This is a genomic window from Roseburia sp. AF42-8 (assembly GCF_003435965.1).
Lineage (GTDB): Bacteria > Bacillota > Clostridia > Lachnospirales > Lachnospiraceae > Roseburia_C > Roseburia_C amylophila.
Window position 1 is genome coordinate 50,078 of sequence record NZ_QTVB01000003.1, and the last position, 22,304, is coordinate 72,381.

Consider the following 22,304-nt stretch of genomic DNA (forward strand, 5'->3'; position numbering starts at 1 on the left):
ATTAACCTTTCACGCCGCCTTCGGTTGCGCCGCTCTTTATGAGGTTCTGACTAAATGCATACATAATTACAATCGGCAGTGAAGTTACAAGCGATGCTGCCATCATTCTGCCCCAGATATAATCCGGTGTATTAAACAGTGAATTCAATCCGATTGTAATCGTCAATTTATCCGGTGAATCTAAGAATATGGATGCAAATAATACATCATTCCATGCAATCATAAACGCATATACAAATACGGAAATCAGACCCGGAATAGATAACGGTGTCATAATGCGGAAAATAATGCCCATTCGCGACAAACCATCTACCCTTCCTGCCTCTTCCAGCTCATATGGCACAGTTTCAAAATAACTTCGTGTCATGTAAATAGCTGTCGGCAATGTCTGGATAATCATACAGATAATTACCGCTTCCCTTGTATTTCGTAATCCGATAGATGCAAGCATCTTATATAATGGTACAATCAATAAAATTCCGGAAAACATATATACAAAGAAAAACATTTCTGTCATTACATTTTTCCCTTTAAAGCGAAGTCTTGCCAGTGCATAGCCTCCCAAGATTCCAAGGAACACTACCAGCACTGATGTAATCAACGCTATGTACATACTGTTTTTAAAATACTTCATAAACGGAAAAATACTCTCATTAAATATGTCTGCAAAATGCTTTAATGTAAAACTTCTTGGTATTATTGTCGGTGGATATCCAATTGTCTCTGAAGTTTCTTTCAGAGAGATGCTCAGCATCATAATCATTGGAAATACTAATACCGCCAGAACTGCAATGAGTATTACATAAAAGACGATATTCTTACGAATTTTTCTCGCATTCCTATTCCTCTTTCTCACTGCGGAGCACCACCTTTCTAACCATTATTACACATGCAAATATCAGTACAAACAACAGTAATGATATTGCAGCTGCCTTTCCAAAATCATGTGTTGCAAATGCCATGTCATACAGATATACACCGATAACATCTACCTGTTTCGTCAACAGATATACTTCTGCATAAATATAGAAAACCCAGATGATACGCAGGCTTACTACGGTAACCATTGTTGATTTTAATGCCGGGTATGTTACCACCTTAAACTTCTGCCATGCTGTTGCTCCATCTATATCTGCTGCTTCATACAATGATTTATCAATGGTCTGAAGAATTGCAGTAAAAGAAAGATATGCATATGGGAAGAAGCGCCAGATACAAAACAGTGCAGCCAGTATAAAAGCACTGACCGGCTGGTCAAACCAAAGCGGCACCTCTTTTGCAAGATGTAACACATCCACCACAATATAATTTATAATTCCATAAATATTATTGAACATATAACGCCAGGCAAAAATCAGACACACCGACGGAATTACATAAGACAATATTATTAAAGAATTTACCAGTTTTTTACCTACAAATTTACGGTTCAAAAAGCACGCCATTGCAAGTCCAACTACCGTACTAAGTACAACTACTACAAATGTAAACACAAGTGTTGTAATTACACTGTGATAAAAGGATGGATCCGTTAATACAGATATATAATTATCTAATCCCACAAATACAGAAGGCTTACGTGGGTTTACCGGAACGTCCAGAACACTGATATAAATGTTATAAAGCATTGGATAGCCAATTAATGCTGCCAGCAGAATCAAACTTGGGGCTAACAGCAGATATGCAAATTTTGTATCGCTTAATGCTCTTCTTTTCCTCATCTTTTCTACCTCATTTATCGGGAAAGTGTTGACATTTCCGGGGCACATAATAACCTGTGCCCCTTCCATGTCTTTCTTCTTATTTCAGCATTGTTTCAACTTCTGCCTGAGCATTTGTCAGCTCTGTCTGAGAGTCACTTCCCTGTACTACTACGTTATTAATCATCTTGCTTAAAATTCCTTTGTTGGTAACATCACCCATTACCATGTAATTTTTACCATCTACACATCCAAATAACTGAAGATTATCAAATGCTACTCCAACTTCATCTAAGAGATGTGCCAGTGGGACAATTGCTTCGTTCTCTTTGTATGCTGCATCTTCTGCTACTTCACTTAATACCGGCTGGATTCCGCCAGGAGCCATCAGAAGCCAGGATTCATTGTTTTCTTTTTCCAACATGAAGGAAACAAATTTCTCTGCTGCTGCTTTCTCTGCATCACTTAATCCGGAAGCAATGGATAATACGATAACGCAACCATATGCTGCCTGCTGTGTCTTATTTGGTAATGCCAGTTCTACATCATCCAGGAAACCTGCTTCCTGAACAGCACTTAAAATATAAGTAGAATACAGGCATAATGGTGCATTCTGATTTATAAATGCATCTTTTACATCTGCAACTTCAGTAGAACCCGGCATAGAATAAGATGAAAGCTCTTTATAGAAATCTAATGCTTCTTTCATTTCCGGTGTATCAATGGTTACATTTCCATCTGCATCAAATACATTTGCTCCATTGGAAATTGCGAACTGTGAAAATACCTGTTCACTAAATGCAGATTCTGATGTAGGTAATGCAATTCCGTACTGTTTGTTGTCCGGATCATAAAATGCTTTTGCAATTTCTAATACATCATCCCAGTTCTGAGGTACATCAAATCCTTTTTCCTTTAACATTGCTGTATTACACCAGATTCCCTGTACCCATCCGGAAACAGGAACTCCAACATAGTCATTTCCATCTTCTGTTTTAATTACGTTTAATGCTCCATCAAAGAAAGCATCTTCACCTTTTCCGTCAATAACCTCTTTATTTGCTTCCAAATCAATAAAATCATTCGTTACACTTGTCTTTGCCTGATCCTGTGAGAATTCCATAACTGCCGGAAGTACACCGGTTCCACCAAGGGATGTGATTTTTGTATCATAATCATCCTCATTTGTAGGCATCTGTTCTACCTTAATTCCAGGATTCTCTGCTTCAAACTCTTCAATCAGTTTTGCAATTACATCCTGTCTTTCCTGCTCTACCTGCATATGCATAAACTGGATAGTAACCTCTTCTCCTGCATCTGCTGTCGTATCTGTTCCTTTTTCAGAATTTCCATTTCCTGAATTGCTGCCGCAGCCAGCCAATGTTCCAACGGTCATTGCTGCTACTAACATCATGCTTAAAATTTTCTTCTTCATATTCCTTCTCCTTTTCCTTTATTGTGTGAGTTATTTTCCAGAATCCATGCTGCTTCATAGCCAGAAAGTACAAGTGTTCCTTTTATCTCCTTACCGGTCAGAAGATTTTTTCCACTCACTTCATTCTCACCACTCTGCCACACTTCCTCTGAAATATTAATATATATGGTAAGCCGTTCTTCCTCCGTAAATCTTCTGATGTGAAAGACCTTGGAAGAAGTCTGGATTACTTCCTGTTTTGCCTCCGGTGCAAATGCCGGATGTTCTTTCCGGATATTAATTCTCCGGATTAGTTCTTCGAATATTTTCTTCCGGTTTGTTTCTTCTGTAAGCTGTCTCTCCAGCCAGCTTACGTCCATCTGTTCCCGGTTTATTCTTCTGTAAATTCCAGATACTGCCTTATCATAATAATCATTTCTGGAACCCAGAAGACTATGAATATAAATTGCAGGAAGTCCCTGCATACTAAGTAAAATTGTTTCTGCTGCAAGAAATCTTTTTATTCTGATCTCATCTGGATCTTCCGGAGAGGCAAGTGCATCCTGATAATTGATATTTAATTCATATGGACTTTTTGTTCCGTCTCCATTATCTTTATAAGAGACTTCTCCACCATTCCGAAGAGTTGCCTCAACCATAAGCTGAATTTCTTTCTTCGTTAATATTCCCTCTACCGGACGGACACCAATTCCATCATGGGAACTCAAGAAATTAAAATAGGTACATCCCACCGGTGGTTCCGATAAATTTTTTGCCCATTCTGTTAATTTTTCAGAGTTCCCTGTAAGAATCGAAAACATAACCAATGGTGGCAGTGGAAACTGGTATACCATATGTGCTTCTTTTTCGCCCTCACCAAAATAACTGATATTTTCTTTATGAGGCACATTTGTCTCCGTAATAATCAATGTTCCCGGTGCTGCTTCATCTAAAATTTTGCGGAAACTCTGCACCACCTTATGTGTCTGTGGAAGATGCATACATGTTGTTCCAAGTTCTTTCCACAAAAAACCAATTGCATCCAGCCGAATCATTCTTGCACCATTCTGTGTATAGTACAAAAGAATAGATAAGATTTCTTTGTATAAATCAATACTCTGATAATTTAAGTCAATCTGATCTGTGCTAAACGTTGTCCAATAGCTCTTTTTCCCTTCCTTAGTGTCAAATTCTGTCAGCAAAGGAAGTGCTCTTGGTCTGGTCACTTTGCTGTAATCAGCTTTTGGATCTGCTTCTATAAAAAAGTCTTTATATGGTTTTTCTCCTTTTAAACATTTTTGAAACCATTCATTTGATTTTGAACAGTGATTAATTACTGCATCAAACATTAAATCATACGATTCACCAAGTCTGTTTACATCTTCCCAGTCACCCAGTGCCGGATTTACTTTTCTGTAATCGCTCACCGAAAAGCCATCATCTGATGTATAGGGAAACATCGGCAGAATATGTACTATACTGATAGCATCCGCTACATGCTTTTTCAAAAAATCATTTAATACTTTAAGTCCCGGTTCTTCTTTATCTGTGATAGAATCACCATAAGTAATCAGAACTGCGTCTTTCTGTGTAAGCCATTGCTTTGTATTCTTCTGCGGACTATTTTTTATCAATTCATCCACATCCTTCAACAGCTGTTCTGCTTCCTTTTCTCCATATATCTGTCTATATAATTCTCTTAATTCTTTTTCCAGTTCCTGTCTCATAATTTTCTCCTATGTATCAGGTTGTTAAACAATTTTGTCATTTGTTGACAACGTTGTCATTTTATGCTAAAAAAATAATTTTTTCTGCCGGAGATTTCTCCCCGGCTTCGTATTAAGTTGACTCTCTTTCTAATACTTCAGGCTGGAACTCTATTACTTTTCCACCTTCTATTTTTTCACCTCTAATTAATTTTACCAGCCGGTCAATACACTCTTTTGCCAATTGTTCAAAATTCTGATCAATTGTTGATATTCTTGGATAATAATATTTTCCAATCGGAATATTGTCTACACCTAATACCGCAACATCTTCTGGAATCCTCAGCCCATGTTCATGTATTGCCTGATAAACACCGAGTGCTCTTTCATCTCCTGATATGAAGAAAGCGTCCACATTTCCCTCTGCCAGCAATTCATTGGCTTTTTCATACGCAAGCTGTATGGAATTTACACCAGAATAAACTCTGTATTTTCCCTCTTTTCCTTTTACGGAATCTTCAAATCCTTTTATACGGTTCTGTGTAGATAAGAACTTTGCTTCTCCGACCAAAAATGCTATATTGCGGTATCTGCAGCCAGTCAGATATTCACCGCCTTTATATCCTACCTGATAGTTATCCAGACTGACGGCGTAGGTCTCATCATCATCCGGTTCTCCAAACATTACATACGGAATATTGTGTTCCCGGAAATATACTGCCCTCGGGTCACTGTGTACATTTTCCAGCAGGATTGCGCCATCTGCCATTCCATTTGCCAGCAGAGTAAATCCGTCTGTATCATCATCAATACACCTTGTACTGTTAGATGGTGACATCACAACCTTCATTCCACTTTCTTTTGCATAGCGGAAAAGGTATTTCAGCATCAAAGTATGCCAGTTGCTCAAATGTTCTTCTCCATGCCGGTCGGTAAATATCATGATTATATTGGTTTTCTGTCCTTTCAATCCCCGGGCAAACATATTTACCTGATATCCCGTTTCCTTAATTGCATCTAATACTTTTTTTCGGGTGCGCTCCGATACATTAGAGTCCTGATTTACAACTCTTGATACTGTTTTTACGGAACTCCACACATATCCGCCACATCCACTATTGTTACATTACTTGATTTCTTCTTATTGTCTTTCGTTGTCATATGCACTTTTCACAACCCATCTTTCTTTGTCTTACGTTGTCATTATACATAATGTTAGTGATTTCGTCAACATCTCTCTTCATGAAATTATACACAAAATGTATTTTTTATTTTTGTTCAATCTATCCAATTTTATATCTTCATCCGGTGAATCTATTCTTATATATGTCAGAAAGGGAAACTCCGGCCTATTAAGCCAGAGCTTCCCTTCCATTAGCTCTGCCAGTTCACAGAACTGACTCTTATTCTTCTGTAGAAGCAGTTACTTCTTCTTTTGCTTCTGTCTCTTCGATTTCATCTGTCACAGGTGCTTCATCGAATCCGTCAAAATCATCAAAGGAGAGTTCTTCCTCTTCGTTTACATCTGTGTTCAGTTTGATGTTACGATAACGCTTCATACCAGTACCAGCCGGAATCAGCTTACCGATAATTACGTTCTCTTTCAGACCAATCAATGGGTCAATCTTGCCCTTGATAGCTGCTTCTGTCAGAACCTTAGTTGTCTCCTGGAAGGATGCTGCTGATAAGAAGGAGTTGGTTGCCAAAGATGCTTTGGTAATACCAAGTAATACCTGTTTACCTTCTGCCGGCTCTTTGCCTTCTTCCTCTAACTGCTCATTCATCTCTTCGTAATCCAGATTATCTACTAATGTTCCTGGCAGGAACTCAGAATCTCCGTTATTTTCAATACGAATCTTCTTTAACATCTGACGAACGATAACCTCAATATGTTTATCATTAATCTCAACACCCTGCAGACGGTATACACGCTGTACTTCCTGAATCAGGTAATCCTGTACGGCACGTACGCCCTTAATCTTAAGGATATCGTGTGGATTTACAGAACCTTCGGTCAGTTCATCACCAGCCTCTAATACTGCGCCATCCATAATCTTAATTCTGGAACCGTAAGGAATCAGATAAGTCTTAGTCTCACCTGTTTCATTGTTTGTTACAATGATCTCACGTTTCTTCTTGGTATCTTTAATGGTTGCAACACCACCAAATTCTGTGATAATTGCAAGTCCCTTAGGCTTTCTTGCCTCAAACAGCTCCTCGACACGAGGAAGACCCTGTGTAATATCGTCACCGGCAACACCACCGTTGTGGAATGTTCTCATGGTAAGCTGTGTACCAGGTTCTCCGATAGACTGAGCTGCGATAATACCAACTGCTTCACCAACCTGTACTGCCTGACCGGTAGCCATATTGCTTCCATAACATTTTGCACAAACTCCGATGTGGGAACGGCAGGTAAGAATGGTACGGATTTTAACCTTGGTTAATGGCTCTCCATTCTCATCTACACCCTTACTCATAATTGCTGCAGCACGTTTTGGTGTAATCATATGGTTTGCTTTTACAAGCACATTACCATCTTTATCGCAAATTGTCTCACAGGAGAATCTTCCTGTAATACGCTCTTCAAGACTTTCGATTTCTTCTTTTCCATCCATGAATGCTTTGACATACATACCAGGAATCTCTCTTCCTGTGCCTGCGCAGCAATCAGATTCACGGACAATCAGGTCCTGTGATACGTCTACCAGACGTCTGGTTAAGTAACCGGAATCGGCAGTACGTAACGCAGTATCGGACATACCTTTTCGGGCTCCATGTGCGGACATGAAGTACTCCAATACTTCAAGACCTTCACGGAAGTTTGATTTGATAGGCAGCTCGATTGTTCTACCGGTTGTATCAGCCATCAAACCACGCATACCTGCTAACTGTTTAATCTGTTTATCAGAACCACGGGCTCCGGAATCTGCCATCATGAAGATGTTGTTGTATTTATCCAGACCGGAAAGCAGTGCTTCTGTCAGCTCATCATCAGTCTCTTTCCATGTTTCAACAACTTCTTTGTAACGCTCTTCCTCTGTAATAAGACCACGTTTGTACTGTCTTGAAATGCGGTCTACCGTATCCTGAGCCTTTGCAATCATTTCCGGTTTCTGAGGCGGTACTGTCATATCTGAAATAGATACGGTCATAGCTGCTCTTGTAGAGTACTTGTAACCCATGGACTTAATATCGTCTAATACTTCAGCGGTCTTGGTTGCTCCGTGTGTATTAATAACTTTTTCCAGAATCTGTTTTAACTGTTTCTTTGCCACATGGAAATCGATTTCCAGTACCAGTTCATTTTCAGGCTTGCTTCTATCTACAAAACCTAAATCCTGAGGAATGATTTCATTGAAGATAAATCTTCCCAGTGTTGACTCAACGACACCAGTCTTAACAGTTCCATCCGGCATTGTCTTATGAACACGCACATGGATTCTGGAATGCAGTGTAAGTGCCTGATTCTCATATGCCAGAATTGCTTCGTTTACGCTCTTATAGTATCCACCTTCTCCTAAGGAACCTGGTCTTTCCTGTGTCAGATAGTAGATACCAAGAACCATATCCTGTGAAGGAACGGCTACAGGGCCTCCATCAGAAGGTTTTAACAGGTTGTTCGGTGAAAGCAGCATAAAACGGCATTCTGCCTGTGCTTCCTGTGACAGTGGTAAATGGGCAGCCATCTGGTCTCCGTCGAAGTCGGCGTTGTATGCGGTACATACCAATGGGTGAAGCTTAATTGCTTTACCTTCTACCAGGATTGGCTCAAATGCCTGAATACCGAGTCTGTGCAGTGTAGGAGCACGGTTCAGCATAACCGGATGCTCTTTGATGACGTCTTCTAAGACATCCCAGACTTCCGGCTGTAATCTTTCAACCATCTTCTTTGCACTCTTAATATTGTGTGCAGTTCCGTTTGCAACCAGCTCTTTCATAACAAACGGTTTAAACAGCTCGATTGCCATTTCTTTTGGCAGACCACACTGATAAATCTTAAGTTCCGGTCCTACGACGATAACGGAACGTCCAGAGTAGTCTACACGTTTTCCAAGAAGGTTCTGACGGAAACGTCCAGATTTACCTTTCAGCATATCGGACAGAGATTTCAGAGCACGGTTACCAGGTCCGGTTACCGGTCTTCCTCTTCTACCGTTGTCAATCAGGGCATCTACTGCTTCCTGCAGCATTCTCTTCTCGTTACGAACGATGATATCAGGTGCACCTAACTCTAACAATCTTCTCAGACGGTTGTTTCTATTGATAATTCTACGATATAAATCATTTAAATCAGATGTTGCAAAACGTCCACCATCCAGCTGTACCATAGGACGTAAATCTGGTGGGATAACCGGGATAACGGTCATAATCATCCACTCCGGTTTGTTTCCGGATTCACGGAAGGATTCTACCACTTCCAGTCTCTTGATGATTCTTGCACGTTTCTGTCCGGTAGCATCTTTTAATTCTGCTTTCAGCTCTGCTGCGTCTTTTTCCAGGTCAATTGCCTGTAATAACTCAAGAATGGCTTCTGCACCCATTCCAACACGGAAAGAGCTGCCATATTTTTCCCTTGCATCCTGATATTCCTGCTCGGATAATACCTGCTTTACAGATAAATCTGTAGAACCTGCATCCAGTACGATATAGGAAGCAAAGTACAGAACCTTCTCCAATGTTCTTGGAGAAAGATCTAAGATTAATCCCATACGGGATGGAATTCCTTTGAAGTACCAGATATGGGATACCGGAGCTGCAAGCTCGATATGTCCCATACGCTCCCTACGAACGCTGGCTTTGGTAATTTCAACACCACAGCGGTCGCAGACAACACCTTTATAACGAATCTTTTTGTACTTACCACAATGACATTCCCAGTCTTTGCTCGGTCCAAAAATCTTCTCACAGAATAATCCGTCTTTTTCCGGTTTCAAAGTTCTATAGTTAATGGTCTCAGGTTTCTTAACTTCTCCTCTGGACCACTCTCTGATTTTCTCAGGTGATGCCAGACCAATCTGAATTGCATCAAACTGTATCGGCTGGTAAGTTTCCTGTTTTACTGTTCCTGGCATTAATGACACTCCCTTCCTATTTATTCTTCGTCAAGAACTTCATCGGCAGCATCGTCAAAATCGAAGCCTGCGTCATCATCCTCTTCCTCTTCTTCTACGTTGTTGAGTTCTCCACTCTCAGAATCAAATTCCTGTTTGGTGAAGCCCATCTTTCCGAGGACTCGCTGTCTTCAAACGCGAAATCTTTATCGCCTGAGATAATGGAATTCAAATCTGTGTTACCATATTCGCTGGTCTCCATCAGTTCAACTTCGTTACGGTCTTCGTCTAATACTCTGACATCAAGACCAAGGGACTGAAGTTCTTTGAGAAGTACCTTGAAGGATTCTGGGATTCCCGGTTCAGGGATATTGTCACCCTTAATGATTGCTTCGTATGTCTTCACACGGCCAACCACGTCGTCGGACTTCACAGTCAGAATCTCCTGTAATGTGTAAGATGCACCATAAGCTTCCAGTGCCCAAACCTCCATCTCTCCGAAACGCTGTCCACCAAACTGAGCTTTACCACCCAGAGGCTGCTGTGTTACTAAGGAGTAAGGACCGGTAGAACGTGCATGAATCTTATCATCTACCAGATGATGCAGTTTCAGGTAATGCATGTGGCCAATGGTAACCGGTGAGTCAAATTCTTCTCCGGTACGTCCGTCACGAAGCTGAACCTTTCCGTCACGGGAAATCGGAACGCCCTTCCATAATTCTCTGTGGTCTCTGTTATCGGAAAGATACTGCATTACATCTTCACGCAATGTATCTTTATATTTTGCTTCAAATTCTTCCCAGGTGGAGTTGACATAATCATTTGCCAGTTCCAGGGTATCCTGAATATCAATCTCTCGTGCACCGTCAAATACAGGAGTCTCAATGTTAAATCCAAGTGCTTTCGCTGCAAGACTTAAGTGAATCTCCAGGACCTGACCGATATTCATACGGGAAGGTACACCCAATGGGTTCAATACAATATCCAGTGGACGGCCGTTCGGCAGGAATGGCATATCTTCTACCGGAAGTACACGGGAAACAACACCCTTGTTACCATGACGTCCAGCCATCTTATCTCCAACGGAGATTTTTCTCTTCTGTGCAATGTAAATACGAACTGCCTGATTTACACCAGGGGATAATTCGTCACCATTTTCTCTTGTAAATACTTTCGCCTCTACAATGATACCATATTCACCATGTGGTACTTTCAAGGAAGTATCTCTTACTTCTCTTGCTTTCTCACCGAAGATGGCACGTAACAGTCTCTCTTCTGCGGTAAGCTCTGTCTCTCCCTTTGGAGTAACCTTACCTACCAGAATATCACCGGCACGAACTTCTGCACCGATACGTATGATTCCTCTTTCGTCAAGGTCTTTCAATGCATCATCGCCGACACCTGGAACGTCTCTTGTAATTTCTTCCGGTCCTAATTTGGTATCACGGGCTTCTGCTTCGTACTCTTCAATATGAACAGATGTATAAACATCATCCTGTACTAATCTTTCACTCAGAAGAACAGCGTCCTCGTAGTTGTAACCTTCCCATGTCATGAATCCGATTAACGGGTTCTTTCCAAGAGCAAGCTCACCATTAGCAGTAGATGGTCCGTCAGCAATTACTTCGCCAGCTTCTACATGATCACCTTTGAACACGATTGGTCTCTGGTTGTAGCAGTTGGACTGGTTACTTCGTGAGAACTTGGTCAGTTTGTATACGTCTCTTGTTCCATCATCATTCTTCACGGTAATCTGGTTTGACTCAGATTTCTCAATAGTACCGGATTTCTTTGCAACTACACATACACCGGAGTCTACTGCAGTCTTGGTTTCCATACCGGTTCCTACTACAGGAGCTTCTGTGGTAAGAAGAGGTACTGCCTGACGCTGCATGTTAGATCCCATCAGCGCACGGTTCGCATCATCGTTCTGCAAGAACGGAATCAATGCGGTAGCAACAGAGAATACCATCTTAGGAGATACATCCATATAATCAAACATCTGCTTGTCATATTCCTGTGTCTCATCTAAGTAACGGCCGGAAACGGAATTTCTTACGAAATGTCCTTCTTCATCCAGTTTTTCATTCGCCTGTGCTACATGGTAATTATCCTCTTCATCTGCGGTCATGTATACAACATCTTCTGTAACACGCGGATTCTTAGGATCTGTTTTATCAATCTTACGATATGGTGCCTCAATGAAACCATATTCGTTAATTCTTGCATAACATGCCAGTGAGTTGATAAGTCCGATGTTCGGTCCTTCAGGAGTCTCAATCGGGCACATTCTTCCGTAATGGGAGTAGTGTACGTCTCGAACCTCGAATCCGGCACGGTCTCTGGACAAACCACCTGGTCCTAATGCGGATAAACGTCTCTTATGTGTCAGCTCACCCAGCGGGTTGTTCTGATCCATGAACTGCGACAGCTGGGAAGATCCGAAGAACTCTTTCACTGCTGCGGTTACCGGTTTGATATTAATCAGGCTCTGTGGAGAAATTCCTTCCTGATCCTGGGTGGTCATACGCTCACGAACCACACGTTCCATTCTGGAAAGTCCGATTCTGTACTGGTTCTGTAATAACTCACCTACGGCACGGATACGACGGTTGCCTAAGTGGTCAATATCGTCATCATTTCCAATGCCCCACTCCAAGTGCATATTGTAGTTAATGGATGCAAAAATATCTTCCTTGGTGATATGCTTCGGAACCAGTTCAGATACGTTTTTACGAATTGCTTCCTTGATATCTTCCAAGGATTCATTTTCATCCAGGATTTTCTTTAATGCCGGATAATATACCAGCTCAGTAATACCAACTTCCTTCGGTACTACATCAACATAGGTAGTGAGGTCTACCATCATATTGGAAAGAACTTTTTCATTTCTTTCTTCTGTAGCAATATATACTGCCGGAACAGCTGCGTTCTGAATCTCTTCTGCAAGCTCTCTGGTCAGCTCTGTTCCTTTTTCGATTACCTCTCCGGTAGTCTCAAGAACAACATCTTCAGCCAGCACTTTTCCGCGTAAACGGTTCTTAAATGCCAGCTTCTTGTTAAATTTATAACGGCCTACTTTTGCCAGGTCATAACGTCTTGGGTCGAAGAACATTGCGGTAATCAGGCTCTCTGCACTATCAACAGAAAGAGGCTCGCCCGGACGAATCTTCTTATATAATTCCAGAAGACCTTCCTCGTAGCTTGTAGCAACGTCTTTTCCAAAAGATGCTAAAATCTTTGGCTCTTCGCCAAATAAATCTATAATTTCCTGGTTGGTTCCCAGTCCTAATGCACGCAGTAATACTGTGATTGGCACTTTTCTGGTACGGTCAACACGTACATAGAAAATATCATTAGAGTCCGTTTCATACTCTAACCATGCTCCACGGTTCGGGATTACGGTACAGGAATAGAGTTCCTTACCTACTTTATCATGCGCAATGCCATAGTAAATACCAGGGGAACGAACCAACTGGCTTACGATAACACGCTCTGCTCCATTGATAACGAAGGTTCCTGTCTCTGTCATGAGAGGTAAATCGCCCATAAAAATCTCATGTTCATTAATTTCATCTGTTTCTTTGTTATACAGTCTGACTTTTACCTTCAAAGGAGCTGCATAAGTTGCGTCTCTCTGTTTACACTCCGGAATTGTATACTTCACATCATCCTCACATAATGTGAAATCCACAAATTCCAAGCTAAGATGTCCGCTATAATCCTCAATCGGAGAGATATCTGCAAACACTTCTTTCAGGCCCTCGTCTAAGAACCACTGATAGGAATCCTTCTGGACCTCAATCAGGTTTGGCATTTCCAATACCTCTTTTTGTCTTGAGTAACTCATACGTATGCCTTTTCCAGCCTTCACCGGACGTATTCTGTTTTTCTCCATTGACGTTTCACCTCTCGTTTTTTATTCTCAATCCACTAAATTTCAGCAAATTATATTCTTTGGGCTTCATTTCCTAAAAAAGGATATAGTAAAGCCACCTCACCACAATAGTGCAACGTATATGATACCACAAGTAGTTTTCTAAAGTCAAGCATTATTTTCGCACAATATGCATATATTTTTCAATATTGGGGAATAATTTTCATTCTCGCAGTGATGCAGCCTGCCATCTGCGTTTTTTTATAGCTGTCTAATATCAGAAAAAGCAGCCATGAAATGCTTTTTCTTTGCATCCCATAGCTGCTTTTTTCTTTACCCTTTTTTCTTTATTTTTCTATTCTATTACATATTTCATTATCTATTTTATTGATTCCGGTTTTATTTTAAGTCCACATCCAGTTCTGCAATACTTTCACCTGCACCATTTTTGTTGGTTACGGATATATGGATTGTACTCTCTCCATTATAAAGCAGCATAATCCGTTCACTCTGGCTTCCATCCTCATTTGGGGTAAACCGGTCGCCTAACCACCACATTGCATTGCCTGCTTCGTCGGTAATAAATATATCCGGGTCATTATATGGGTCATTGTACGGTGCGCCGGTAATATCCGGGAGCTGCATGTCAACGATCAAGACGGCACCGGTTTTGATCACCTGATTTACTGCAACACCATTATCTTCTTTATTTACTGCGATGGTCTCATTCTTGGAAGTATCCACATGCACCGGGAAGGAGAGCTGCCAGTCTCCGCTTACTTTTGTGGTGGTCTGATATTCTCCATTTTCATCCCATGCATCGGAAAGATAGCCTTCTAATGTGTCTATGCTCCAGGTTACGGTAAAATCTTTCAAGTCCGAAATATCAATCGGATTATCATTTTCATCAGTCAATGTTGATAAATCAATTTGTTCCATCTTCACATAGCTTCCGTCCTCTGCCTTTTCAAAAGGCTGCCCGATTGCCGACTGAATCAGGGTTTCATTGATAGAAACATTTTCCATCACCTTATCACTCTGCGGTCCCATAATCCAGTCTGATTCATTCAGTTCTGCATTGTCTGTGCTAAGGGTGGTTGTGTAGTAAAGCAGGTAGCCATCGCAATACACATCCGAAACGCTTATCTTTACTCCACTCCGGTCTGTTTCCAGCACACACTGATTATCCGAAACCAATTCCGTGGACTCTTTTCCAATGGTAGAATAGATATCCGAAAGTTCCTTTTCATCTTTATCTCCCTGTGTTGCGCCAATCAGTTTTCCGATTGTGTTGCTGTAGATGCTGTCTGCCAGTGCAGAATTAGAAAATCCTGCTACTCCTACTGCAACCGCACAGGCTGCTGCCATTCCTGCCGCAATTTTTCTTATATTTTTATTTTTCTTATTCCTTGTTTCCATGTTCATACGTTTTACCTCCATCCGGATTCTCGTTTTATACCGTTCCTTTTCTTCAGAGGATAACTCTTCTACTTCATATTCATTCAAATCAATTTCCGCATCATTTAACATTTCATAGATTTTATCGTCTTTCATCTCTTCATGCCTCCTTCTGTTTCAAATACATGTTTCTCATTTTCCGCTTTCCTCTGGATACCCGGTTGTAAATGACATCTCTCGGAAGTCCGGTATCTTCGCTTATCTGCTCTACAGATTCTTCCTCTACAAATAATTTCATAAATATTTTCCGGTCAAGAGGTTTCAGACACAAAAGCAATTGTTCTACTTCATGGCTTAATTCCCCTTCTATCAGTTGTTCTAACATCCTGTCATTTTCCGCCGCTGTCACATCATCCATACAAAGCTGTTCCAAGTCCCGCTTATATTTTCTAAGATAGTCGATGGCTTCGTACCGGGCAATGGCTGCTGCCCAGTTCTTGAAGCTGTTCTTCTTATCATCAAAGGATGCTGCGTGTTCCCAGATGGAAAGCAGCACATCGTTCATACATTCTTCCTGTTTCTGTGGCATGGTAAATAAGTGTTTCCGGATGACTGCCTTAAGCAATCCACCATACATATCTATGACATAAATCAATGCTTCTTCATTATGCAATTGTAATTGCTGAATATAATTCTTCTCTGTTATCTTCATTGTTATCCTGCCTTTTGCTTCATGCACCATGGTTTGCATTTTTGCAGCTACACTTATTATTACGAATCTGGTGTCTTAAATCTATCACTTTTATAAAAATATTTTCTATAAAACAAAGAACCTTCCAGCATTTCTGCCAGAAGGTCTCTTCATTGTCCATCATCCATAAAAGCTGCCAGTGCCAGCTTCTTCAGGTGGAGTTCATTTTTACCGGAAGCTGTCCCAGTCTTTCTGCATAAATAAGTATGTAATTAGTGGGCACAATACTGCGCTGATGATACTTTTTACCACTCCAACCCCGCCAAAGATATTGATTACCAGACCGATTGCTGCACATGCAATCATCAGATAGAATCCAACCTTCTTCTGTGCAAACAAAATCAGGCCGGCACCTACGATAATAAGCACTTCTGCAATGAGGCTGACAATCAGCAGTGCTGAATGAGCATTAACGGAATCATCATTACTCCGGAAATGATATTGATTACAAATACAATCCAGAGCCATACCTTAAGTCCTGTGTTCATAACTAATCTCCTATTCTTATATTGTTTTCAAGTTACGCTACTATTATTACATATTTTCTTTTTACGTCAATAGGTCTAAAGTCCTATAAACCACAAGAAAATCGGATCCATATTTCTATGAATCCGATTCCTATCATTTCTAATTCAGTTGTGAATTAAAAATTATTTTAATGTTACTTTAGCACCTTCAGCTTCTAATTTAGCTTTGATGTCATCAGCTGTAGCTTTGTCAGCCTGCTCTTTTACGATCTTTGGAGCGCCATCTACTAAGTCTTTTGCTTCTTTTAAGCCTAAGCCAGTAGCTTCACGAACTACTTTGATAACCTTAACTTTGTTTGGTCCAACTTCTGTTAACTCTACGTCAAACTCAGTCTTCTCTTCTGCTGCTGCTGCGTCTCCACCTGCTGCTGCAACTACAACGCCTGCTGCTGCGGATACACCGAACTCTTCTTCACAAGCTTTTACTAATTCATTTAACTCTAATACGCTTAACTCTTTGATAGCGTCAATCATCTCAGCTGTTGTTAATTTAGCCATTTTAATTTACCTCCGTTTTTGGTTTTGTTTTCAATAAAATTGGTTTGCAGATTATTCTGCTGCTGGAGCTTCCTCTGCAGGAGCTTCTACTGGAGCTTCTTCTGCAGGTGCTGCCTCTTCTGCCTTAACTTCTACGTCTGCTGCGCCGCCTTTTTCAGCGATCTGATTAATAACACGAGCGAAGTTTGTAATAGGAGACTGAATACTTCCAAGGAATTTGGAAAGTAATTCTTCTCTGGATGGGATTGTAGCGATTGCTTTCATTCCATCTGCATCATAGAAGGTTCCTTCTACTACGCCGGCTTTAATCTCAAGTGCAGGAGCTGTCTTTGCAAATTTAGCAATTACTCTTGCAGGTGCTGTTGCATCTGTTGTTGAAATTGCGAATGCGTTTGGTCCTTCCAATACGTCGGAAAGGCTTTCGAAATCAGTTCCTTTGATTGCAAAATTAACTAATGTATTCTTATATACTTTATAAGCAACACCAGCTTCTCTTAACTGCTTACGCAGCTGAGTATCTTCTGCAACGGTAAGTCCACGGTAGTCAACGACTACTACTGACTGTGCATCTTTAATCTGCTCAGAAATTTCCTGTACGATAGGCTGTTTAAGTTCTACTTTTGCCACGAATCGTGCACCTCCTTCTTTATTTTTCATCTTGCGAAAGACAGGTACATTACCTTAAAAAATCCTCTCTGTGGAAGACAGAGAGGATTTGAAATCTCATTTACAAATACATAAGTATCTGCATTTCCTCGGTAGGTTCTCTACGGTTACGCCTTACGGCACCTACTGTCTTCGGCAATATGCTTTGCTATTATAGCAATTAATATCTTGGATGTCAATAACAAAAACTAAACAAGCTTCAGTGGGTTGATTTTTACACCCGGTCCCATGGTAGGAGCTACAGAAACGCTCTTCATGTACTGACCTTTTAATGTAGCCGGTTTTGCTTTGTTTACGGCATCAATAAGAGTCTGGAAGTTGTCCGCTAATTGTTCTTCACTAAAGGATGCTTTTCCAATTGGCACATGGATAATATTTGCTTTGTCTAATCTATACTCGATTTTTCCGGCTTTGATATCGTTTACTGCCTTGGTAACGTCCATAGTAACAGTTCCAGCTTTTGGGTTTGGCATTAAGCCCTTCGGTCCAAGTACACGACCAAGACGTCCAACAACACCCATCATATCAGGAGTTGCAACAACAACGTCGAAGTCAAGCCATCCTTCGTTCTGGATCTTCGGAATTAATTCCTCTCCACCAACGAAATCAGCACCTGCTGCCTGAGCCTCGTCTAATTTGGTTCCCTTTGCGAATACTAATACTTTTACAGCTTTACCAGTTCCGTGTGGTAATACAACTGCACCACGGATCTGCTGATCTGCGTGACGTCCGTCACATCCGGTACGAATGTGAACTTCGATAGTCTCATCAAATTTTGCAACGGCTGCTTTCTTTGCAAGTCCGATTGCTTCTGCCGGATCATATAAAGTTGCTCTATCAATTGATTTTGCAGCTTCTAAATATTTCTTTCCTCTTTTCATTCTAAATAACCTCCTGTGGTATTATCGGGAGTGGTACCCTCCCACGTTTCCATCTAGTCCTCTACTTCGATTCCCATACTTCTTGCTGTTCCTGCAATCATGCTCATTGCAGCTTCAACAGATGCAGCATTTAAGTCTGGCATTTTCAGTTCAGCGATTTCCTGAAGCTTAGCTTTAGAAATCTTTGCAACTTTTGTCTTGTTCGGAGTTGCAGATGCACTCTTTAAGTTGCAGGCTTTTTTCAGCAGTACTGCTGCTGGAGGAGTTTTTGTAATGAAGCTGAAGCTTCTGTCTGCGTAAACAGTGATAACTACAGGAACGATTGTATCTCCCATATCTGCTGTTTTTGCATTAAACTGTTTTGTGAATTCCACAATATTCACACCATGCTGACCTAAAGCAGGTCCAACAGGTGGTGCCGGAGTTGCTTTGCCGGCAGGAATCTGCAATTTGATATATCCTTCTACTTTCTTTGCCATTTGAGGTTGCCTCCTTTAATTCATCTTCTTTACATCTGAAAAACTAATCTCGACCGGAGTCTCCCGGCCAAATAAATCCACATTAATCGTACAAATCTGTTTTCCGTGATCCATACGCTGGATAACACCGATGGTGTCCTTCCACACACCACCGATTACAACGACGGTATCGCCTTCATCGAAATCTACGACAATGTTGTCTGACTTGATTCCCAGTGGTCTCATTTCAGCGTCAGTGAGTGGTACCGGCTTAGATCCCGGTCCAACAAATCCGGTTACGCCTCTGGTATTTCTTACCACATACCAGGTATCATCATTCATGACCATATTGATAAGCACATATCCCGGGAACATTTTCTTCTGAACCTGCTTTTTCGCACCGTTCTTAAGCTCGACAACATCCTGCATCGGTACTCTGACTTCGAGTATCTGCTCTTCTAAATGCCGGTTCTCGATTGCCTTATCGATGTTCGCTTTGACCTTATTCTCATAACCTGAATAGGTATGAACTACATACCAGTGTGCCTCTGCCATAATCACCTATGCCTCCATTATAAATTCACTAGAAAATTCACACCGTACTGGATGATTGTATCCAGAAGTGTAATTATCAGACCAAGTACAACTGACACAATAACAACTGCTGTTGTCTGACGGGCAAGTGATTCTTTTGTAGGCCAAATGATTTTTTTGAATTCAGCCTTAAGACCGGCGAACCAGCTTTCTTTTACTGCTGTGTTCTTGTTTTCGGTTTCTCCCATTTTGTCACTTCCTTTTCTTTTTGCTCATTGTCACGCATTCACAAATTATTTTGTTTCTTTGTGTAATGTATGAGTCTTGCAGAATCTACAATACTTCTTTGTCTCCATTCTGTCTGGATGAGCTTTCTTGTCTTTTGTCATGTTGTAATTACGCTGCTTGCATTCTGTGCATGCTAATGTAATCTTTGTGCGCACAACTTCCACCTCCATTACTTTCTTTGTGTTTTCTATGCCTATTTTTAGGCATAAAAAAAAGACTTACTTCCAAGCTAGTCTATGATAGCACAAACCACATGGAGCGTCAACTCTTTTTTCATATTCTCTGTAAACTTGTAATCCAGTACATATATTACCACAAAATCTAGCGTTTTTACAACATTTTTTGTATATCTTGTAGATGACTTTTTCTTATTTTTATGCTATATTAGATATGTATAAATGGATTTTACTATACCCCGGCATCAAGAAGATGCACATTTCATGGAAGAAAGGAGGGGGTTATTTATGGCATCTGCTATTCTTGATAATATGTATAATTATTATCTTACAACTTATGGCAAGTCTACCGTTTCCCGGTATGATTCCCACAAGAAGAGTGAGTTGCGCTCTGTTTACAATAATATTGTAAAAATCAATAAAGAATCCCCTCTTTACAAAATAAAAGATTCTGCTGATGCACAGAAGTTTGCTATTGATATCAAAGAGCATGCCCGTGATTTAAAAAATGTCATTGCTTCTTTATCCACCGGTGACAGTCTTGCAGAGGCTTTTCAGAAAAAAATTGCCGTTTCTGATCAGGATGATATTGTTGATGCAGATTATATTGGAAACGGAGATTCCGGCGAGAATACCAACAGCTTTCAGATGGAAATCAAGAAGCTTGCTTCTCCGCAGTTAAACTACGGTAATTACTTAAAGGATGACCAGCTTGCTTTTAAACCAGGCAGTTATTCCTTTGATCTGAATACCAGCAGTGCTTCCTATGAGTTCCAGTTCAATGTAAATCCGGATGATACCAACCGGAGTGTCCAGGATAAGCTGGCAAAGCTTTTCAATACTGCCAGCATTGGCATTCATGCAGATGTTAAAGAAGATGACTCCGGCCACAGTGCCCTGGTCTTAACTTCCAGACAGACCGGTCTTAAGGATGACGAAGATTTTCTGTTCCAGATTCTGCCGGGAACTTCTAACGAATCCATACAGGCAATGGATAAGCTTGGTATTAACAAGGTTACGGATGCAGCTTCCAATTCCGTTTTTCTGTTAAACGGTACGGAACACAGTTCCTATTCCAATACGTTTACCATCAACAATACTTTTGAAGTACACCTGAAAGCGGTCAGCCCGGAAGGCAGACCTGCTACCCTTGGTTTTAAAGCAAATGTGGATGCCGTTGCCGATAATATTCAGGAACTGGTGGATTCCTATAATTCCATGGTGGATACCGCTAATGAATACCGCGAGTCGCAGCCGACCAGCCAGAAGCTGCTTTCTGATATGAGCGGTGTTGCACAGCATTTTAAAAATGATTTTGAAGCCATCGGACTTATTATAAATTCTGATTCTACTATTTCCGTTGACCGGGATTTACTGGCGGACGCTGTCGAATCGGATGATGCCACCGAGAGTTTCCATGTATTAAACCGCTTTAAGAATGCTTTAAGCGTAAAAGCCAACCAGGCTTCCTTAAATCCGATGCAGTACGTGGACAAAGTAATTGTTGCTTACAAGAACCCGGGCAAGAATTTTGCCACACCTTATATTACGTCTATGTACTCTGGTTTGATGTTGGATAAATATTTATAAGACCTGACTTTTACATGTAGGAAAAATCAGGTCTTATTTTTTTGCTGCCGGTGGCAGGTTATGTTCTTTATTTTGTGAAGCTGGTGCTTTGTGTATACAATTCATCCGGACAGATATCCTGACCTTCCGGCCATACAACAGTATATCCATCTGTTCTTACCCTTCTAAAGTAATCCGGGTTCTCCAATTTTCCATACCACGAGCCTTTTATATATGGTTTAACATCAAACCGCTTTCTTTCTCCATTATCAAATTCAACATCAAGAATATAACCTTCTTCCGCCCGAACGCTTGTAGCCGTTGGTCTAAGCATCTTCATATCCTCCTTGTTCTGTTCCATTATTTTAATGGAGCTATCCGGAAATAGCCTTCTCCCTCACTTAGCATTTTCCAATTGGCATATAATTCATCTTCATGGATTGTCATCCATGCCAATAGCATTTTTAACTGCCGATTAGGGAACTTGCCTTCCAATACTTCTCCATTCAGCGAAACTATAATTTCCTCTTCTCCATACAACGCATGAATATGTGGTTTACTATGTTTTCCACCTTTTTCACTCTGCATGCGTACAATAATTCCATAAAACATTGATAATGTGGGCATTTCATTCTTCCTCCTATGCAATTTTTCACAGGAGTTTTCTAAAAAAATCCTGCTTTTTTTGTGAGTTTAAAGCATGAATTTTTCAAGAAATATAAGATGTGTTCATTGATTCTATGAAATGAGGCATTATACGGATTCCTTTTTGCATATTGCCAAAATTATGAAAATATGCTTCGTAGC

Annotated in this window: 19 protein-coding genes, 1 pseudogene and 1 other annotated feature; of the genes and pseudogenes, 1 reads left to right on the plus strand and 19 read right to left on the minus strand. The window is 40.7% G+C overall.

Annotated elements, in window-relative coordinates; all coding sequences use genetic code 11:
* Position 1: 1 nt before the first annotated feature.
* The 17 genes and pseudogenes from DW059_RS02045 to rpmG form a co-directional block, all read right to left on the minus strand.
* Positions 2-856, minus strand: a complete 855-nt coding sequence (locus DW059_RS02045; RefSeq protein WP_242986059.1) for a carbohydrate ABC transporter permease — start codon at positions 854-856, stop codon at positions 2-4.
* Complete coding sequence (locus tag DW059_RS02050; RefSeq protein WP_117697421.1) at positions 840-1,721, minus strand: carbohydrate ABC transporter permease; 882 nt, start codon at positions 1,719-1,721, stop codon at positions 840-842. Before DW059_RS02050 ends, DW059_RS02045 begins: the two co-directional genes overlap by 17 nt.
* 79 nt (positions 1,722-1,800) lie before the next feature.
* Complete coding sequence (locus DW059_RS02055; protein WP_117697275.1) at positions 1,801-3,135, minus strand: ABC transporter substrate-binding protein; 1,335 nt, start codon at positions 3,133-3,135, stop codon at positions 1,801-1,803.
* Positions 3,132-4,841, minus strand: a complete 1,710-nt coding sequence (locus tag DW059_RS02060; protein ID WP_117697277.1) for a sugar phosphorylase — start codon at positions 4,839-4,841, stop codon at positions 3,132-3,134. Before DW059_RS02060 ends, DW059_RS02055 begins: the two co-directional genes overlap by 4 nt.
* A 112-nt stretch (positions 4,842-4,953) precedes the next feature.
* Positions 4,954-5,919 carry a LacI family DNA-binding transcriptional regulator gene (locus DW059_RS02065; RefSeq protein ID WP_242986060.1) on the minus strand — a complete coding sequence of 322 codons (966 nt, stop codon included), beginning with the start codon at positions 5,917-5,919 and terminating at the stop codon, positions 4,954-4,956.
* A 304-nt stretch (positions 5,920-6,223) separates the two neighbouring features.
* Positions 6,224-9,895, minus strand: coding sequence for a DNA-directed RNA polymerase subunit beta' (gene rpoC / locus DW059_RS02070; protein WP_117697278.1), 3,672 nt, complete (start codon positions 9,893-9,895; stop codon positions 6,224-6,226).
* A 20-nt stretch (positions 9,896-9,915) separates the two neighbouring features.
* A pseudogene (gene rpoB, locus DW059_RS02075) lies at positions 9,916-13,772 on the minus strand (DNA-directed RNA polymerase subunit beta).
* A gap of 378 nt (positions 13,773-14,150) precedes the next feature.
* Complete coding sequence (locus tag DW059_RS02080) at positions 14,151-15,305, minus strand: DUF4179 domain-containing protein (protein ID WP_117697280.1); 1,155 nt, start codon at positions 15,303-15,305, stop codon at positions 14,151-14,153.
* Positions 15,306-15,309: 4 nt separating this feature from the next.
* Complete coding sequence (locus DW059_RS02085) at positions 15,310-15,861, minus strand: sigma-70 family RNA polymerase sigma factor (protein WP_117697282.1); 552 nt, start codon at positions 15,859-15,861, stop codon at positions 15,310-15,312.
* Between the two features lie 207 nt (positions 15,862-16,068).
* Entirely contained in the window at positions 16,069-16,368 is a 300-nt protein-coding gene (locus DW059_RS02090; RefSeq protein WP_117697284.1) for a hypothetical protein, read from the minus strand.
* Between the two features lie 182 nt (positions 16,369-16,550).
* Positions 16,551-16,925, minus strand: coding sequence for a 50S ribosomal protein L7/L12 (gene rplL / locus DW059_RS02095; RefSeq protein WP_117697286.1), 375 nt, complete (start codon positions 16,923-16,925; stop codon positions 16,551-16,553).
* A 51-nt stretch (positions 16,926-16,976) separates the two neighbouring features.
* A complete protein-coding gene (gene rplJ / locus DW059_RS02100; protein ID WP_022242927.1) occupies positions 16,977-17,552 on the minus strand; it encodes a 50S ribosomal protein L10 in 576 nt (191 codons plus the stop codon).
* A 47-nt stretch (positions 17,553-17,599) separates the two neighbouring features.
* Positions 17,600-17,745: a sequence feature (ribosomal protein L10 leader region), on the minus strand.
* Positions 17,746-17,779: 34 nt separating this feature from the next.
* Positions 17,780-18,472, minus strand: coding sequence for a 50S ribosomal protein L1 (gene rplA, locus DW059_RS02105; RefSeq protein WP_022242926.1), 693 nt, complete (start codon positions 18,470-18,472; stop codon positions 17,780-17,782).
* A gap of 53 nt (positions 18,473-18,525) precedes the next feature.
* A complete protein-coding gene (gene rplK, locus DW059_RS02110; protein ID WP_022242925.1) occupies positions 18,526-18,951 on the minus strand; it encodes a 50S ribosomal protein L11 in 426 nt (141 codons plus the stop codon).
* Between the two features lie 15 nt (positions 18,952-18,966).
* Positions 18,967-19,485: a transcription termination/antitermination protein NusG gene (nusG, locus tag DW059_RS02115; RefSeq protein WP_022242924.1), complete on the minus strand. Its 519-nt coding sequence runs from the start codon at positions 19,483-19,485 to the stop codon at positions 18,967-18,969.
* Positions 19,486-19,502: 17 nt separating this feature from the next.
* The gene (secE, locus tag DW059_RS02120; protein WP_022242923.1) at positions 19,503-19,712 is read right to left on the minus strand and encodes a preprotein translocase subunit SecE; all 210 of its coding nucleotides are present in this window, start codon (positions 19,710-19,712) and stop codon (positions 19,503-19,505) included.
* Positions 19,713-19,757: 45 nt separating this feature from the next.
* Positions 19,758-19,907 (minus strand): 50S ribosomal protein L33, encoded by a 150-nt coding sequence (gene rpmG / locus DW059_RS02125; RefSeq protein ID WP_117697288.1) that lies wholly within the window; start codon positions 19,905-19,907, stop codon positions 19,758-19,760.
* A 309-nt stretch (positions 19,908-20,216) separates the two neighbouring features.
* Between rpmG and fliD the strand changes: the two genes are divergently transcribed.
* Complete coding sequence (fliD, locus tag DW059_RS02130) at positions 20,217-21,518, plus strand: flagellar filament capping protein FliD (RefSeq protein WP_117697289.1); 1,302 nt, start codon at positions 20,217-20,219, stop codon at positions 21,516-21,518.
* A 67-nt stretch (positions 21,519-21,585) separates the two neighbouring features.
* On the opposite strand, the gene DW059_RS02135 is transcribed toward fliD, so the two are convergent.
* Positions 21,586-21,831: a DUF2442 domain-containing protein gene (locus DW059_RS02135; RefSeq protein ID WP_117697423.1), complete on the minus strand. Its 246-nt coding sequence runs from the start codon at positions 21,829-21,831 to the stop codon at positions 21,586-21,588.
* Positions 21,832-21,857: 26 nt separating this feature from the next.
* Positions 21,858-22,124: a DUF4160 domain-containing protein gene (locus tag DW059_RS02140; RefSeq protein WP_117697291.1), complete on the minus strand. Its 267-nt coding sequence runs from the start codon at positions 22,122-22,124 to the stop codon at positions 21,858-21,860.
* Positions 22,125-22,304: the final 180 nt, after the last annotated feature.

Bases quoted from the DNA above. Each gene is read 5' to 3' on its own strand.
- DW059_RS02050 (WP_117697421.1), bottom strand. From the start codon at position 1,721: ATGAGGAAAAGAAGAGCATTAAGCGATACAAAATTTGCATATCTGCTG.
- DW059_RS02055 (WP_117697275.1), bottom strand. From the start codon at position 3,135: ATGAAGAAGAAAATTTTAAGCATGATGTTAGTAGCAGCAATGACCGTT.
- DW059_RS02060 (WP_117697277.1), bottom strand. From the start codon at position 4,841: ATGAGACAGGAACTGGAAAAAGAATTAAGAGAATTATATAGACAGATA.
- rpoC (WP_117697278.1), bottom strand. From the start codon at position 9,895: ATGCCAGGAACAGTAAAACAGGAAACTTACCAGCCGATACAGTTTGAT.
- DW059_RS02080 (WP_117697280.1), bottom strand. From the start codon at position 15,305: ATGAAAGACGATAAAATCTATGAAATGTTAAATGATGCGGAAATTGAT.
- DW059_RS02085 (WP_117697282.1), bottom strand. From the start codon at position 15,861: ATGAAGATAACAGAGAAGAATTATATTCAGCAATTACAATTGCATAAT.
- DW059_RS02090 (WP_117697284.1), bottom strand. From the start codon at position 16,368: ATGGCTCTGGATTGTATTTGTAATCAATATCATTTCCGGAGTAATGAT.
- rplL (WP_117697286.1), bottom strand. From the start codon at position 16,925: ATGGCTAAATTAACAACAGCTGAGATGATTGACGCTATCAAAGAGTTA.
- rplA (WP_022242926.1), bottom strand. From the start codon at position 18,472: ATGAAAAGAGGAAAGAAATATTTAGAAGCTGCAAAATCAATTGATAGA.
- rplK (WP_022242925.1), bottom strand. From the start codon at position 18,951: ATGGCAAAGAAAGTAGAAGGATATATCAAATTGCAGATTCCTGCCGGC.
- nusG (WP_022242924.1), bottom strand. From the start codon at position 19,485: ATGGCAGAGGCACACTGGTATGTAGTTCATACCTATTCAGGTTATGAG.
- secE (WP_022242923.1), bottom strand. From the start codon at position 19,712: ATGGGAGAAACCGAAAACAAGAACACAGCAGTAAAAGAAAGCTGGTTC.
- fliD (WP_117697289.1), top strand. From the start codon at position 20,217: ATGGCATCTGCTATTCTTGATAATATGTATAATTATTATCTTACAACT.
- DW059_RS02135 (WP_117697423.1), bottom strand. From the start codon at position 21,831: ATGCTTAGACCAACGGCTACAAGCGTTCGGGCGGAAGAAGGTTATATT.
- DW059_RS02140 (WP_117697291.1), bottom strand. From the start codon at position 22,124: ATGCCCACATTATCAATGTTTTATGGAATTATTGTACGCATGCAGAGT.